This is a genomic window from Roseburia sp. OM04-10BH (assembly GCF_003462605.1).
Taxonomy (GTDB): Bacteria; Bacillota; Clostridia; order Lachnospirales; family Lachnospiraceae; genus Roseburia_C; species Roseburia_C amylophila.
Genome location: NZ_QTZI01000009.1, coordinates 74,630 through 89,966, shown reverse-complemented (window position 1 = coordinate 89,966; position 15,337 = coordinate 74,630). Strand labels below are relative to the sequence as shown.

Sequence of the window (15,337 nt, the reverse complement as noted above, 5' to 3'; positions counted from 1 at the left end):
AAAACAGGCACTTTTTTCTGTCAAAACGGGCATGTCCAAAGGAAAATGAAATTGGTAAAATAAAATCGTAAACCTTGATTTTGTCGGTTTGAATCTTACTAAAAATCATTAAAGGGAAAGGACGAATTATGGGAAAAAGAAAAAAGTTACTAGGTTTGGTTTTGGTAGTCTGTATGTTGTTTACACTGACACCGATAACTTCCCGGGCAGATGTTACAACAGAGAAATGGACAGATTTTACGGCAGCTGACTTTGCTGGCGGCAGCGGTACAAAGGATGATCCATATCAGATTGCTACGGCAGGACAGCTTGCAAAGCTGGCATCAGAAGTAAATTCTGGAGTACCTGAGCAAACACATTTGGGGGAATATTTTAAGTTGACCGCTCCAATTGATTTGAGCGGAAAGAGATGGATTCCTATCGGTTATGGAAATGCAAGTTCCAAAGCTTTTTCAGAATATTTCGATGGAAATAATCAGGTCATTACAGGCTTATATGTGGATGAACGGGGAAATAACGTCTGTGCCGGCTTGTTTGGTGTCGTAGTAGCTGTATCTGATGAAACAGTACTGAAAAATTTCTGTATTAAAAATGCTACCATCTATGCCGGAAATTCCACGGATGCAAATGCCAGTCCGGATATTTACGGTGCCGGAGTGCTGGTAGGTTCGCTTACAACGATGGGTGGTTCCAGAGCTACCTTTGTTGGAGTAGAAAACTGTCAGGGAACCGGACAGGTAGACTCCAAGATGTATGCCGGAGGGCTGATTGGTGATGCAAGCCGTGCCCATGTTTCGGATTGTTCCGCGGATGTTACTGTGACAGGAAGGTGTATCAGTGGTGGATTCATCGGAAATGTTTTCCAGGGCTCCTACAAAAACTGTACCGCCAAAGGCAGCGTATCCGGAGGATGGTCAACCGGCGGGTTTGCCGGATGTGTATTTAAGTCCGACGCCAGTGTGGAAATAGAGCATTGTGCATCTTATGGCAATGTTGAGGCAAATAACTGGGATACCGGTGGTTTTGTCGGATACCTGGAAAAAGGAAAGATTCGTAACAGTGTTTCCTATGGTAATGTAAAGAGTACGGTGGCAGGCTGGGAGCCGAAAACCGGTGGCTTTTCCGGTACAAATACCGAAGGAAATATTCAGAACTGTAATGCTGCAGGTACTGTAACAGGTTCTCATCCAACAATTGCACCGGGTGGATTCATTGGATATGATAATAATGGCACCACTGCTGGCTGTGCTTTTGATAAAAAGAAGAACCCTTCACTCAATGATGTAGGTGCGGATAGTGGAACACCTGGTTCCAACCAGATTAAGGCAGCAGACACAACCTCCCTGCTCTCAAATATCTGCGGCAGTTATCTTGGCGGACATACACTGTCTAAGGTTGGCAGAAAAGAAGCAACCCATCTGACAGAGGGAAATATACAATATTGGGTCTGTGCAAATTGCGGTGGTTATTTCAGTGATGCAAGTGGAGCAAATATGATTACTTCTTTGGATGTTGTAATCGCAAAATCAGCAGAGCATACAGCAGACCGTACCGGATGGCATTCCGATGCGGATAATCATTGGAATACCTGTGAATGTGGTGAAAAAATAAATCAATCCGGACATAGCTTTACCTGGGTAATCGACAAGGAAGCTACGTCTACGGAAAAAGGTTCTAAGCATGAGCAGTGTACAGTTTGTAATTATGCTAAAACTGCAGTCGAAATTCCGCCGGTAAAAACCGGAACTGAAGAAACCAAAACTTCTTATAAAATTATAGAAGGAACTGAAAGCAGCTATGTCCTGCAGAGTGGCAACAGCCTTACCATCCGGGTGGATGCAGAGTTCTCTAAATTTGCCGGAATCAAAGTAGATGGTGTTCAGATTGGAAAAGATAATTATGATGTGAAGTCCGGTTCAACCATTGTTACTTTGAAATCCTCTTACCTGAATACACTGACTGCCGGAACACATAACCTGGAAATGTTGTGGACAGATGGTTCTGCAAGTACTACGTTTACCATCCAGGCAAGCGTAAACCAGAATCCAGACAATAAAAATCAGGAAACGGCTACAGCCTCAAATACCCAGCCTGCAACTCAAACTAATACAAAGCAGACTACGGATAAGTCTCCGAAAACAGGGGATTATAATAATCCTTTGGTATGGGCGGCATGGCTGATTGTTTCAGAAATTATTATTGCTGGTACCGTTTATTATCGTAAAAAGAAACATTTGTAAATAAATATTACCCCATAAAAATGCTCTCTATGTAACAAACTGTATCATTTTACAGGAAACGTTATATAGAGAGCATCTTTCATTCCGTCAAAAATGCTCCAATATGGAACCATTGTATTACCAGAAAATGATGGTCATGTTATCAAAAAAGGAGTACCGGGATTGTAGTGTTCATGATTGTGGTGTCAGGAAGAAAAAATGTGCTATATGCCCCACTTGTGATATACTTAAATATATCTGGAATCATTAAAGCAATCAAAAATTGGGATAGGAAAATTTTTCATTGAAAGGAACGGGGATACGATGATATTATCGGACAGAGCCGTACTTCCTTTAACCGGAAGCACATTTGAGCCAGGAAACGCTGAAAAAGTAATTAAAGAAATGGAAGATAAAGAATCAGCACAGATTGCATTAGCAGAATATTATTACTTTTCTGCCAATGCAGAACTGTGTGCAGCGACTGTGAAACCATATTTGTCACAAGAAGATATCATGCTTCGTTTATCTGCAGATATGCTCTATACCTTTGCCAATCTGACAATTGGAGATTCCAGAGCGGCACAACAGGCCAGAGAGGATATACAGCGATGCATGGTTCAGGTGGTACAGGAAAATGCAACGATGGAGCAAAAGGCGTCCTGTCTGTTTGCCTATTATGTAACTAATATTTTTCTTCATATTACGCCAGAAAAAAAGGTGCCGCCGTTTCTTGCAGTATATCCCATATCTTCCGACCGGACAGAGATTGTTTGCAATCAGCCTTCTGGCACATGAAACTTATTTAAGGCAGGAATATGCCCGGGCAAAGGGGCTTGTCCAGGGAGCTTTTTTGATGGCAGATACGACATATCCCATCCCCATAATATATCTGAAGTGTGTACAGGCAATGTGTCAGATTAATCTGAAAGAACAAAAAGAAGCCATACACTCAGTAAATTCTGCATGGGAAATGGCCAGACCGGATAGATTTTGGGAGCCATTTATTGAGTATCATGGGCTGTTACAGGGATTATTGGAGGTCTGTGTCCGAAAAAAAGAACCAGAGATTTATAAGCAGTTGGCAGGCGGGATAATCTCATTTAGTCGTAGCTGGATGAAAATCCACAATCCTAAGATGCAAAAAACAGTGACGGATCTCCTGTCTCCATTGGAGTTTTCCATTGCAATGCTGGCATGCCGGAACTGGACCAATCAGGAAATTGCAGAATATTTAGGATTTTCAATGAACACAGTTAAGCATTATATATCAGGAATTCTGGAAAAGTTAGGTATCGATAAACGGGATAAAATAAAAAATTTTGTAAATCAATGATATACGAAGGAGAAGGTTTATATAAATCCACAGACCGGTGTGAAAACCGTGGTATTTTCCATGCCGGAAAATAACGGTGCGACCTATGAACTGTTTTCCCTTGACGATATTTATAATCAGTATAACTACGGGGATATGTATCAGATTGACAAGACGGTTCTCTTAGGATTTGGTCTGGGACGACAGATTAACGGCTCTTATACCATTGACATCAACGGTCTGAACCCTTCCCATATACAGCCTTTGAACCCCCTTCTTAAGAAAATGTTTTCACGGGTATAAAAACTGCGAGGGACACGTAAATCGTGTCCCTCTTTTTTTGTTTATTTCTGGTTTGCCGGTTCCATATTGACGGCTTTCCCCTTTATTTTCGCATGCTTCATGGCATTTAAGACTTCTTTGCCATATTCTCCTGGTACTTCCACAAAGGTATATTTATCAAACATATCAATGGCTCCCACCAGTCTTCCCGGCATACCGGACTCTCCGGCGATGGCGCCAAGAATATCTCCCGGCTTAATCTTGTCTTTCTTTCCAATGTTGATAAACAGTCTTACCATTCCCTCTTCTGCACCGGTATTGGCAAAGTCGTATTCTTCTTTTTCAGAAGAACTCTCCCCTGCACCCATTGCCTGATAGAGGAAAGCTGCTGCAATATCCATGGCAGTATAATCAGCTTCATTTACCTGCTTCTCAATCAGCTCTATCATATCAGAAAGATTCTCTTCCTCAATGATAGTTCCAATCTGTTCCATGATATTTTCAGCTTTTATCTGTGCCACATCATCAGTGGATGGAATCGGCTGTGCTAAAATCTTTGTCTTGCAGTAACGCTGGATATCTTTTAATTTATAGACTTCCTTGCCTTTCACAAAAGAAAATGCCTTACCACAACGGCCTGCACGTCCGGTTCTTCCGATTCGATGTACATAATATTCATCATCCTGCGGCAGGTCATAATTAAATACCGCTTCTACATCATCTACGTCAATTCCTCTTGCTGCCACATCCGTTGCAATAAGAATATCCGTCTTTCCTTTCCGGAAATTATTCATGACCCGGTCTCTCTGGGACTGCTTCATATCTCCATGAAGTCCCTCTGCACTATAGCCTCTGCCGGATAATTCCGTTGCCAGCTCATCTACCATTTTCTTGGTATTACAGAATACCAATGAAAGCTTCGGATTATAATAATCCAAAAGTCTCGTAAGGACATCCACTTTATCCTTGCGCTTTACATCATAGTAGTACTGGTCAATGTTGGCTACGGTGAGTTCCTTTTTTACAACCTTGATATTGACTGCATCATGCTGGTATTTTCTTGTAATGTCAAGAATCGGCTTTGGCATGGTTGCAGAAAACAGTACGGTCTGATGCTCTCCCGGAATATATTCTAATACAGTTTCTATGTCCTCACGGAATCCCATATTTAACATTTCATCCGCTTCATCCAAGACGATGGTATGGACAAAATCCGGGCGGATGGTCTTTCTGCGAAGATGGTCCATCAAGCGTCCCGGTGTTCCGATAATAATCTGTACGCCACCCTTTAGGGCTTTAATCTGGCGGGAAATGTCCTGTCCACCATACACTGGCAGCACTTTTACACCGTGCATATATTTTGCCAGCTTACGGATTTCGTCTGCCACCTGAATGGCGAGCTCTCTGGTGGGAGATAAAATCAAAACCTGCGTTTTCCGTAAAGACGGGTCTACTTTCTGTAAAATCGGAATTCCAAAAGCTGCTGTCTTGCCGGTTCCGGTCTGAGCCTGTCCGATAACGTCCACACCTGATAAAACCACCGGGATTGCCTGGCTCTGAATCGGTGTTGCCTCTTCAAATCCCATGTCCGCAATTCCTCTTAAAATCTGCGGATTTAAATCTAATTCATCAAATCTGATTGTATTCATTCTTTTCCTTCCTGTTGCGGGAACTTTTTCCCATCTGTCAGTAACCTGTTCTCCAGTCACTTTATAAAAAGCCACCGCGGCTAATCATAACAGACTGTTTTTTGCTTGTCAATTTACTGCAACAGATTTTTCTTCGACAAAATCAGCGCATCCTTCTGCTTTCTGGTCAGCTTTTTATAGGCTGCTTCCTTCTGCATGGCCTCCTCCTTCGTCCCGGATTCCTCTAAATACCGCAGCTCCACCGGTCCCCGGTTTCTGGTATACTTTGCTCCTTTTCCACTGTTATGTGCTTCAATCCGCTTGTCGATATCAGTCGTCCAGCCGGTATAGAGGCTCCCATCCCGGCAGAGCACCATATAAGTGTAATTATGTTTCTCTTTCATGTAATCCTTCCTATGTAGACCGGGCACCGCCCAGTCTTATCTCTATATAAAGCAATCGACCAAAAAAGTATCTTACTCATATTCCATAAACTGGTAAAAAAGTATCGATTGCGGATTTTTGGCCGTTACATTTTATCTTATGCAGTTTTCTTATGTATGTTCCATTTACCGACAGCTTCCAATACAGATTCCTCCCCGGTTTTCTTCCTTTACCTGATAGAGTAAATCATCGGCTTTCTGCAAAAAGTTCTTCATCGTTCTGTCCTCATCCGGTATATCATAACAGACCCCCTGGGAAATGGATACATAATGCTGTGCCTCTGAAAAAGCGTGCTCCATATCAAGGTCACGGATACTACGTTTTAATTTTTCTGTAAGAATGACTACGGCTTCTCTGGAATATCCCTCATAAATTAAAATGAATTCATCCCCTCCATACCGTGCACAGAAAATATCATCCTTTTCCGCTAACTTTTGAATTTCCTTTGCTACACGGCAGATACATAAATCACCCTTCTGATGCCCATAGTTATCATTATATTGTTTAAAATAATCGATATCCAGTATTTCCACTGCCACTGGAATTTTCTCTGCTATGGCATGTTCGAATACCTTCTGCGCATGCTGTTCTAACCGATAGCGATTTGGGATTCCGGTCAGTGCATCGGTCTGGGACTGCTCTAAGAGAATCCTGTTTTCTTTTTCCATCTTCTTTCTGCTGTGGTTCGTCTCTTCCAATGCATAACGCATATCTAAGATGCAGGTCATGATATATTTATTCTCTTTTTCCAGTATCTCGGACAATTCAAAAAACAAACCGCATGCCTGCAGATATTCACGATTCTTTTCCTGCCGCTTATAATAACGGATTTTTAAAGTCAGAATCCGCTTCTGCATATAAATAATCTTAGCTTCCCTTGCCATCTTCTCTAAAAGTTCTACTAATTTCCAGAATTCCTCTTCCTTTCTGGTATCTAACAGCATCTCACAATAAGCATAAAGATCATCAAAAATATCAAGAATCGGCATTCTGGTATCTGATACCTTCTGCACAATTGCTATATTCCGGTCACATTCTTCTTTCTTTCCCATGGCATTACAGAGTCTTGCTTCAAAGCAGGCAAAGGCAATCTGCTCTAACTCTTCCAGATGTCCACTGCACACCTCTTTTGCCCGCAGTGCATATTCCTGTGCCTGCATATACTCTTCCTGATAAAAGCAGCTGTTTCCCAGTCCTATATAGATATTCAGAAGATAACTGTAATATTCCGGTATTTCCTTATTCTTCTGTAATAAATCATATGCCTGCCCTAAATATTTTTCTGCCTGTCGGTATTCCCCAAAATTATTGTAAAGCATACCGATATTAATATTGATAATAATACCAATATCATATAATTTATATTTTTCACAATACATTCTGGCATTCAGATAATAATCCATGGCAAAAGGAGCATTTCCACGATTCATGGACGTAATGGCAAGAATATTATAGGCTCTTGCCAATAAACCATGCTGTCTGGAATGCTCCAGGTATGGCAGGGAACAGGAAAGATTGCGAAACAGTTTATCCACATCATTCAGAAGATAATATGTCTCGCCACTGTAATAATAGGCATAGCCTAACAGTTTCTCATCATCCTGCTCTCTGGCATAATCTCTTATATTTTTACATAGCATCAATGTTTTTTCGGCATCTGTTCCCCGATTCTTCCGGACACCCTCTAACCATTCCAATACTTCGCTGCTGTAAGCATTAAAATCCATCTTTTTGCGCACCCTTTTTCGTATTTTTTAATGTCTTTTATTATATAGGTATGCGGCTCTTTTTTCAAGTATGGCTCTTTTACTCAAAGAAGCTTACCGGGTCTACCGGTTCGCCATCTTTCTGCAAGGCAAAATAAAGATTACTTCCTTCCACGGAATAATATTTCGTCGGTTCTGCAATATAACCTACCAGTTTTCCTTTGCCGACAATGTCGCCCACTTCATACGGCACTTCCTTAAGCTGCCCGTAAATAGCACTATAACCATCTCCTAAATCCATAGTCACGGTACATCCTGTGACAGCACTGTTGGAAATATCCGTTATCTTTCCTTCTGCGGCTGCGGATACCCTGTCATTTACTTCTCCGGCAATAATCACTGCCGGATTATATTTATACTGATCCAGCGTTGCAAAATACACGGTCTGATCCATGCTGTAATTTAAGACTACATTACCCTGTAATGGCCAGTTTAATCCATCCTCTTCCGCAAAATGCAGTGTTTTTGTGGTGGCTGCTGCCGCCTTTGTCTCTGGCTCATTTTCTGCCTCAGCCGCTGCATTTGTTACATTTTCTTCTTCCGTCTGCCCGCTGTCGGACTGTGCCTGTCCATCCGAATCCTTTGAAGCAACTGCGTTATCAGAAGGTTTTATGATACTGTCTGCTTCTGCCAGTTTCTCCGATGCTTCTTCCTCTGTCTTTGGAAGCGTTGCCACAAAATCATCCGAAGCTCCATCTTCTTTCTTATTGCCTTTGTCTTTTCCTGCATCCTTATCTGCAACATTTTCCTGCTGCTTTTTTTCTTCCTTCTGGGAATAATTATATACTGCTGTCATTGCTCCTGCTGCCAGTACCATGACAGCCAGGGCAATCATCCATGATCTTCTTCCTTTCATTTTCTCACCATCCATATCTTATTTTTTATAAGTATGAACAGTTTTTTCATATATTATTCTTTTTTATATATTATTCTTTTTTATATATTATTCTTTTTTATATTTCATTTTTTTGTAATTTCAATTCCGGAATAATAATAACTTAAAATTTCCTGATAAGTTTTTCCCTCTTTTGCCATCTCATTTGCTCCATATATGCTAAGTCCATAACCGTGTCCTAAACCTTTGGTCACAATACGTACCCTGCCATTGATTTCCCTGATATAAAAACAGGCGGAATTCAGGGAAAATGCCTTGCGGAATTCCTCCCCGCTGACACTACTGTTCCCAACCTGTATGGTTTTTACATATCCGCTTTCTTCCCGCTCTGTCACCACCAGCGTATTCACCCAGTCCTCCGCTGTAAGTCCTGCTTCCGGAAATGCCTGATTGCAGGTATCCACCAGTTCTCCTGCATCATAGAATTCCACCTTAAGAAAATCCTCTGATGTAATGTCCCATATGGATTCCACACTTTTGAGATAAGGAAGCTCTGTCCCTCTCGTTTTCTCTGCACTGACTGCAAAATAGGGAGCCTCAATTTCCTGTCCCTGATATGTTAAGACTTCCCCCTCGGTATCTATCAGGCAATTTTCTAATTTCTGATAATATCGATTATAATTTTCATTTCCAAACAATTTGGTCTGCTCTGCAACACTCAGTCCCGTCTCCGGTGCTTTTCCCTGCGACAGGGCATATTCATAATTGGTCCGCACAATAACTGCCTGCGCACGAATCGCTTCTTCTTCATAGGTAACCGGGATATCCCGTGCCAGAATAGACACAAGAGCAGCCATCTTCTCTTCTTCATCGGGATGACTGCTCTTATGTTGTATTTCATTGCTGTCTGTATCCAATAATATCTCATCTCCCTGGAACACCAGGGTCATAAGTATCGGTAATCCTGCAATAATCAGACACAGACACAGTATCATTTTTATTTTTTCTTTCATATCCTGTCCACTCCTGTTCTACATATATATGTAACAGAAATGGATGTATACCAGTAAAATATTACTGTTTCATACGCTGTCCTATCTCATTGGAAAGTTCCGCAAACTGCTCTAAGGACAGTGCCTCTCCACGAATGTTCTCCGGAACTCCAAGGCTTACGATACTTTCCTGTATTACCTCTTTCGGCAAATGTATCTCCGGGGAATTATTCAGTCCGTTTGCCAGTGTCTTTCTGCGCTGGTTAAAGGATGCCCGGATAATGCGGAACATCAGCTTCTCATCTTCCACTTCTACCGGCGGCTTCTCATGACGGGTCAACCGGATAACCGCACTGCCCACATTCGGTCTTGGCATAAAACAATTTGGTGGTACGTTTGCCACGATTTCCGGTCTGGCATAATACTGTACTGCAAGGGAAAGTGCTCCATATTCCTTGCTTCCCGGTCCCTCCTGCATACGTTCTGCCACTTCCTTCTGCACCATAATCGTAATGCTGTCGATTGGCACATGGCTCTCAAACAGTCCCATAATAATCGGTGTGGTAATATAATAAGGCAGATTCGCCACTACCTTGATTGGCTTTCCCTGGTTCTTCTCTTCTGCCAGCTTACAGATATCAAGCTTTAAAATATCTTCATTAATTACTGTTACATTGGAATAATTCTTCAGTGTGTCCGACAAAATCGGAATCAGATTCTTATCTATCTCCACCGCAACCACTTCTCTTGCCCTCTCGCAAAGATACTGTGTCATAGTTCCGATTCCCGGACCAATCTCCAATACAAAATCATCCTCCGTCACTCCGGATGCATCGATAATCTTATCCAGCACATGAGTATCTATCAAAAAATTCTGTCCGAATTTCTTCTGAAAATTAAACCGGTACTTCTGCAGTACCTCTATTGTATTCTGTGGATTTCCTAATTCTGCCATGCCTGCTCCTTTATTCAACCGCTCTTTCTATCTTTTTCGAATAAATGTTCGTTTTTTGTTGCCAACTGCATTTTTCTGTGTTACAATCATTTTAGAACAAATGTTCTGATTTGTCCAGTCCTTTTTATGATAACAGAGGAAAATAGTTCTACGCAACTATTATTGGGGATTTTCATAAAACTTACAATGGAAGATGGATGGCTGGAAGCCTGTCTTGTCTTTTTCTTATGGAAAAGCGGCACTGTTCATCGAAGGACAGATGCCTGATAAGGGCTGCTAGGGGCACTTGGAATTTCATCTGAAAGCAGGCAACGCTGGTACAAGGATGTACCAGCGAGGCACATATGAACAGGGATGTGAATTTGTGCCGGTTGCCGGATAAAACTACATACTACAAAGAAATTCCTAGTGCCCTTTGCAGGCATTATGCGGCATCTGACGTTTGATGAACAAGGCTGCTCTTATCTGATAAATCATTAAAACAGGACAGGCTTCCACCACTACTTCCTTTGCAAGTGCTTCTATATATTTGATAGAAAAAGAAAAGGTGATTGCTTTGAATATAACAGAAAACATGTCTTTATTGGAAAAACTGACCATCCTTTCGGATGCCGCCAAATATGATGTTGCCTGTACCTCCAGCGGTGTAGACCGCAAGGGAAACGGCCATGGCTTGGGTAATTCCATTTCTCCCGGAATCTGCCATACCTTCTCTGCCGATGGACGCTGTATTTCCCTGCTTAAGATTCTTTTTACCAATGAATGCATTTTCCGCTGTGCCTACTGCCAGAATAACTGCAACAATGATGTGCCGAGGGCTTCCTTTACACCGGACGAAGTCTGTACCCTTACCATGGAATTTTACCGCAGAAATTATATTGAAGGTCTTTTCTTAAGCTCCGGTATTCTCATCAGCCCGAATTATACTATGGAACTGATTTATCAGACACTTTACCAGCTCCGTGTCCGCCATCATTTTAACGGATATATTCATGTAAAAGCTATTCCCGGTGCCGACCCGGTTCTCATTGAAAAAGTAGGCTTTCTTGCTGACCGTATGAGCATTAATCTGGAGCTTCCGACCGCAGACGGACTGAAGGCTCTTGCACCAAATAAGTCCCGCAAAACCATCTTAAAGCCCATGCGTCTGATTCAAAATGGCATTATGGAAAATCAGAATGAGCTGATGGTTTACCATAAGACCCCGAAATTTGTACCGGCAGGCCAAAGCACCCAGATGATTATCGGTGCCACCCCGGAAAACGATTATCAGATTATGAAGGTAGCAGAAGGCTTATACCAGAATTTCCAGTTGAAACGAGTCTTCTACTCAGCCTTTGTCAATGTAAATCATAATTCCAATCTGCCAACCCTTCCCGGTGGTCCACCCCTTCTGCGGGAGCACCGCCTGTATCAGGCAGACTGGCTGCTTCGCTTCTATGGTTTTTCTGCCGGAGAGCTATTAAGCGAAGACCGTCCGGATTTTAATATCTTCTTAGACCCGAAATGCGATTGGGCACTCCGCCACTTAGAAGCCTTTCCGGTAGAGATTAACCGGGCAGATTACAACACCTTACTACGTGTTCCGGGCATTGGTGTGAAATCTGCCAACCGTATTGTAAAAGCCCGCCGTCACAGCCGCCTTGATTTTTCCGATTTAAAGAAAATCGGAGTTGTCTTAAAACGGGCTGCCTACTTTATTACCTGCTCCGGTCGTATGATGTATTCCATTCCACAAAATGAAGATTATATCTGCAGCTGTCTGATGCAGGATATAACTCAGATTCCGAAGGAAATACGGGATTTCAGTTATAAGCAGATTTCCTTCTTCGATGAAGATGCTTTAAGTGATTTTAAACTGACCACCAACGATTTATGCGTCGGATAAACTGCTATAACCATGATTTTTCAGTAAACAGGAAAGGACTTTTTCTTATGCATATATTTCTCTGTGAAGATTCCATCGATGGCATCTTTACCGGCATCTATGATGCCTGGGCCAGCAGATATGGGCACAAAAATATAAAGCTTTGTATCAATGATACGATAACTTACGAACTCTTTTCTGAATATATTACGGTAGCACCGGATTCCGAAAAGAGCGAAAAGGTCGGACGCACCATTATTGCCCGTCTTGGCATGGAGGTCTATCAGGATATTCTTCAGGCGGTTCTTGCCCATGATGATAAGAAAAAAAATGAGCACCCGGACAAAGCCGACTGCATTTACCGTACACTCTTATATGGATTTTCTTTAGCGGATGGTCATCGGATTTTACAGGCTCTTGGCAATCCTTATATTGCAAGAGTCTTTGAACTAAGTCGTTCCACCGGAAATGAAGCCCACCATCTGCTTGGTTTTTTACGTTTTCAGGAACTGGAAAACGGAGTCCTGTTTTCTACCATCCACCCTAAGAATCAGGTGATTTCCGTTCTGGCAGAACATTTTACTGACCGCCTTCCACAGGAACATTTTATGATTTATGACGCAACACACCAGATTGCCGCCATTCACAAAGCCGGCAGTGGATACTTCTTTACGGATGCATCCAATTTAAATCCGGACGTTATCACACGGCTTTCCCCTGCCGAGAAGGAATACCAGAAGCTCTGGTGCGGTTTCTTTGACAGCATTGCCATTGAAGCAAGAAAGAATCCGAAGCTGCAAAGTCAGAATATTCCAAAACGATTCTGGAAAGACACGGTGGAACTGGCATCCGGTAAATAAATGTTTCTATTGTTTTCTGTCAGACTTTACCTGGCAGTCTCTACCCGGCAGACATTACCCGGCAGCAGAGTACATGCAGATGAAACCATAAACTGGATAATGTCTACTTTGCGTCATATCCTGGAAAAGATTTGTGTCCTGCCGGTATGACAGAAGAAGAACGTACCGATTATGCACTGTTTGAGCTGAATAAATTATTGAAATATGTTGTCTATCCGGAAGATGTTGCCTGCATTTATATGGAACCGGTTATGGGTGAAGGCGGCTATGTCGTTCCTTCCAGGAAATTCGTACAGAGTGTCCGTGAAATTTGTGATAAACATGGTATTCTCCTGATTTTCGACGAAATCCAGTGTGGCTACGGACGTACCGGCAAAATGTGGGCAAGCCAGAACTTCGACGTTGTACCTGATATTATGACAGTTGGTAAAGCCATTGCAGGCGGTCCTCCAATGAGTGCCGTGATTTCCACCCCGGAAATTATGGATAAATGGCCGGTTGGTACCCATGGAACCACTTTTGGCGGAAATCCTTGCATCTCCGATGTCCGTGGTATCGGTCTTATGGTTGCCATTGAATTTTCCCATAAGGATGGCACCCCGGCACCAGACATCTGGGCAAAAGTAAAGAAAGGCTGCTTAGAACGCCATATGCTTACCTTAAACTGTGGCGTAAATGGAAATGGTATGCGGTTTGCCACTCCATTAAATGTCAAAAAAGAAGAAATCGATGAGGGACTGTCTGCCTTCCGAGCGTGTTCTTGCAACACAATATGGAGTCAGCCGTAATGTCATCCGGGAAGCCATCAAGATTCTTACCGAGAAAAAACTGGTTACGAATGTAATCGGCAAAGGCAATTATGTTACGCTTCCAAATGAAACGGATCTTGTAGATATGGTTGAATCTGCCCTGAACACTTCCGCTTCGTGTCTTCTATATGACACTGAATAACCTGATCAGTAAATCGATTTATTATGGTGAAGGGAATACCTCTTATGGAAGAATTACTGCACAGCAGGAGCATGAACAAATTTTATTATCCCTTAAGAACCGGGATATGGATGCTTATAAAATGGCTATCCACTTACACTTAGAATTAATCAGGCAGCTACTCCAGTAGGAGTGCTGCCCCTTTTTATTTACTTATTGCTGATATTTTTCCAATATAAGTTTCGCCTGCTCTTCATCTATCTGCAGTTCTTCCTGCAATAATGACAGAATTTCCGTATCTTCTTTTCCTAGTTTACGGCTGAGTTTTATAATGCCTTCTTCCAGTCCAGCTTTTCTTCCTTCTTCTTCGCCCTGTCTTCGAATCCTCTCTTCTCTCTCAAAACTCTTCATATATGCAAGACCTACCTCTCCATCCCGCTTGACTGCTGTTACCATCCGGTGTAACTTTTTCAGACTCTCGGTGGAAGCATTCTCTATGGATGAATGCTCCATGTAATGTAGTAGCTGTTTTAATTCCTCCGGCGGGTTTCCTTCCCTTCCTCTTGTATACAGGAATATGGTCTGTGCGCCATCCTCATACTCTAATTCCGGCACTTCGATACAACCATTCTTGATTGTATACACCATACGATTCAGTCCAAAGGGGTCATAAGTTGTAATAAAAATTACGATGACATTCCGAAGACTCCCATATGTATCACCTGCATTCAGATTGCTTGCATCAATCTTCGCATGGTAAAACCGGACTCTCCGTGGTAATGATATGATTTCTTCTTTTCCACCATTCTGGTCTGGTTCTATATCAAAGATTTCTCCGTTCTCCTCATCCAGATATACATCCAGCCGAATGCCGTGGGTTTCCAAATTTTCTCCGCAGAAGAAACGCTGCGGCACTACCGTAAGCTTTCCTATCTGCCGGTGTAGAATACACTCCAAAATATACCTCGCCGACTGTTCCCCATAAATTTTGTGACTGGTCAGGCTATTTACCAGAAAGTCATCCACCAGATTCAGCTCTTCTAAAGTTTTCATATTTCCTCCTTTTCCCATAATGCAAGGAAAAGCAGGATTACATATCCTGTTCCGATTCTGAAATTCCGCTTATTCAATGCACTATGCGTTCGTAAATTGTAATTAGAATTTAAAAGCATAGAATTCATTGAATTGATACTAGAAATTTAGATTGGCTTTTTCCACTCGAAAATCAGAATATATGCTTTGTG

General features: G+C 42.2%; 15 protein-coding genes. 8 read left to right on the top strand and 7 right to left on the bottom strand.

The window, feature by feature from the left end; translation table 11 throughout:
- Window positions 1-128 precede the first annotated feature (128 nt).
- The 4 genes from DXB43_RS10335 (at window position 129) to DXB43_RS10325 (ending at window position 3,837) form a co-directional block, all read left to right on the top strand.
- Window positions 129-2,240, top strand: coding sequence for a hypothetical protein (locus DXB43_RS10335; protein WP_117947505.1), 2,112 nt, complete (start codon window positions 129-131; stop codon window positions 2,238-2,240).
- A 303-nt stretch (window positions 2,241-2,543) separates the two neighbouring features.
- Complete coding sequence (locus tag DXB43_RS15485; RefSeq protein ID WP_243006673.1) at window positions 2,544-3,017, top strand: hypothetical protein; 474 nt, start codon at window positions 2,544-2,546, stop codon at window positions 3,015-3,017.
- Window positions 2,953-3,555, top strand: coding sequence for a response regulator transcription factor (locus tag DXB43_RS15480; RefSeq protein WP_243006672.1), 603 nt, complete (start codon window positions 2,953-2,955; stop codon window positions 3,553-3,555). The genes DXB43_RS15485 and DXB43_RS15480 overlap by 65 nt, the downstream gene beginning before the upstream one ends.
- 60 nt (window positions 3,556-3,615) lie before the next feature.
- On the top strand, window positions 3,616-3,837 hold the full coding sequence (locus tag DXB43_RS10325; RefSeq protein WP_147422403.1) for a hypothetical protein: 222 nt from the start codon (window positions 3,616-3,618) through the stop codon (window positions 3,835-3,837).
- Window positions 3,838-3,878: 41 nt separating this feature from the next.
- Here the strand turns inward: DXB43_RS10325 and DXB43_RS10320 are convergent, their stop codons facing one another.
- The 6 genes from DXB43_RS10320 to rsmA form a co-directional block, all read right to left on the bottom strand.
- On the bottom strand, window positions 3,879-5,465 hold the full coding sequence (locus tag DXB43_RS10320) for a DEAD/DEAH box helicase (protein WP_117947503.1): 1,587 nt from the start codon (window positions 5,463-5,465) through the stop codon (window positions 3,879-3,881).
- Between the two features lie 113 nt (window positions 5,466-5,578).
- Window positions 5,579-5,848, bottom strand: coding sequence for a GIY-YIG nuclease family protein (locus DXB43_RS10315; RefSeq protein WP_117697895.1), 270 nt, complete (start codon window positions 5,846-5,848; stop codon window positions 5,579-5,581).
- Window positions 5,849-6,013: 165 nt separating this feature from the next.
- Window positions 6,014-7,615, bottom strand: coding sequence for a GGDEF domain-containing protein (locus DXB43_RS10310; RefSeq protein WP_117947502.1), 1,602 nt, complete (start codon window positions 7,613-7,615; stop codon window positions 6,014-6,016).
- 79 nt (window positions 7,616-7,694) lie between these two features.
- On the bottom strand, window positions 7,695-8,510 hold the full coding sequence (locus tag DXB43_RS10305) for a M23 family metallopeptidase (protein WP_243006671.1): 816 nt from the start codon (window positions 8,508-8,510) through the stop codon (window positions 7,695-7,697).
- A 104-nt stretch (window positions 8,511-8,614) separates the two neighbouring features.
- Entirely contained in the window at window positions 8,615-9,502 is an 888-nt protein-coding gene (locus tag DXB43_RS10300; RefSeq protein WP_117947500.1) for a SpoIID/LytB domain-containing protein, read from the bottom strand.
- A gap of 61 nt (window positions 9,503-9,563) precedes the next feature.
- Entirely contained in the window at window positions 9,564-10,436 is an 873-nt protein-coding gene (rsmA, locus tag DXB43_RS10295) for a 16S rRNA (adenine(1518)-N(6)/adenine(1519)-N(6))-dimethyltransferase RsmA (protein WP_117842120.1), read from the bottom strand.
- Window positions 10,437-10,992: 556 nt separating this feature from the next.
- On the opposite strand from rsmA, the gene DXB43_RS10290 reads away from it, so the two are divergent.
- The 4 genes from DXB43_RS10290 to DXB43_RS15930 all read left to right on the top strand — a co-directional run bounded on the left by DXB43_RS10290 (window position 10,993) and on the right by DXB43_RS15930 (window position 14,114).
- Window positions 10,993-12,324: a putative DNA modification/repair radical SAM protein gene (locus tag DXB43_RS10290; protein ID WP_199535051.1), complete on the top strand. Its 1,332-nt coding sequence runs from the start codon at window positions 10,993-10,995 to the stop codon at window positions 12,322-12,324.
- A gap of 47 nt (window positions 12,325-12,371) precedes the next feature.
- A complete protein-coding gene (locus DXB43_RS10285) occupies window positions 12,372-13,163 on the top strand; it encodes a TIGR03915 family putative DNA repair protein (RefSeq protein ID WP_117947498.1) in 792 nt (263 codons plus the stop codon).
- Window positions 13,164-13,255: 92 nt separating this feature from the next.
- A complete protein-coding gene (locus DXB43_RS10280; RefSeq protein WP_158564742.1) occupies window positions 13,256-13,951 on the top strand; it encodes an aminotransferase class III-fold pyridoxal phosphate-dependent enzyme in 696 nt (231 codons plus the stop codon).
- Complete coding sequence (locus DXB43_RS15930) at window positions 13,872-14,114, top strand: FadR/GntR family transcriptional regulator (protein ID WP_117947497.1); 243 nt, start codon at window positions 13,872-13,874, stop codon at window positions 14,112-14,114. The genes DXB43_RS10280 and DXB43_RS15930 overlap by 80 nt, the downstream gene beginning before the upstream one ends.
- Window positions 14,115-14,306: 192 nt before the next feature.
- Here DXB43_RS15930 and DXB43_RS10265 read toward each other — a convergent pair whose 3' ends face one another.
- Complete coding sequence (locus DXB43_RS10265; RefSeq protein WP_117947495.1) at window positions 14,307-15,146, bottom strand: Rpn family recombination-promoting nuclease/putative transposase; 840 nt, start codon at window positions 15,144-15,146, stop codon at window positions 14,307-14,309.
- Window positions 15,147-15,337 lie beyond the last annotated feature (191 nt).

Excerpts from the sequence above, each read along its gene's own strand:
- DXB43_RS15930 (WP_117947497.1), top strand. The coding sequence starts at position 13,872 with ATGTCAAAAAAGAAGAAATCGATGAGGGACTGTCTGCCTTCCGAGCGT.
- DXB43_RS10335 (WP_117947505.1), top strand. The coding sequence starts at position 129 with ATGGGAAAAAGAAAAAAGTTACTAGGTTTGGTTTTGGTAGTCTGTATG.
- DXB43_RS10300 (WP_117947500.1), bottom strand. The coding sequence starts at position 9,502 with ATGAAAGAAAAAATAAAAATGATACTGTGTCTGTGTCTGATTATTGCA.
- DXB43_RS10325 (WP_147422403.1), top strand. The coding sequence starts at position 3,616 with ATGCCGGAAAATAACGGTGCGACCTATGAACTGTTTTCCCTTGACGAT.
- DXB43_RS10285 (WP_117947498.1), top strand. The coding sequence starts at position 12,372 with ATGCATATATTTCTCTGTGAAGATTCCATCGATGGCATCTTTACCGGC.
- DXB43_RS10315 (WP_117697895.1), bottom strand. The coding sequence starts at position 5,848 with ATGAAAGAGAAACATAATTACACTTATATGGTGCTCTGCCGGGATGGG.
- DXB43_RS10265 (WP_117947495.1), bottom strand. The coding sequence starts at position 15,146 with ATGAAAACTTTAGAAGAGCTGAATCTGGTGGATGACTTTCTGGTAAAT.
- DXB43_RS10320 (WP_117947503.1), bottom strand. The coding sequence starts at position 5,465 with ATGAATACAATCAGATTTGATGAATTAGATTTAAATCCGCAGATTTTA.
- DXB43_RS10305 (WP_243006671.1), bottom strand. The coding sequence starts at position 8,510 with ATGAAAGGAAGAAGATCATGGATGATTGCCCTGGCTGTCATGGTACTG.
- DXB43_RS10310 (WP_117947502.1), bottom strand. The coding sequence starts at position 7,615 with ATGGATTTTAATGCTTACAGCAGCGAAGTATTGGAATGGTTAGAGGGT.
- rsmA (WP_117842120.1), bottom strand. The coding sequence starts at position 10,436 with ATGGCAGAATTAGGAAATCCACAGAATACAATAGAGGTACTGCAGAAG.
- DXB43_RS15485 (WP_243006673.1), top strand. The coding sequence starts at position 2,544 with ATGATATTATCGGACAGAGCCGTACTTCCTTTAACCGGAAGCACATTT.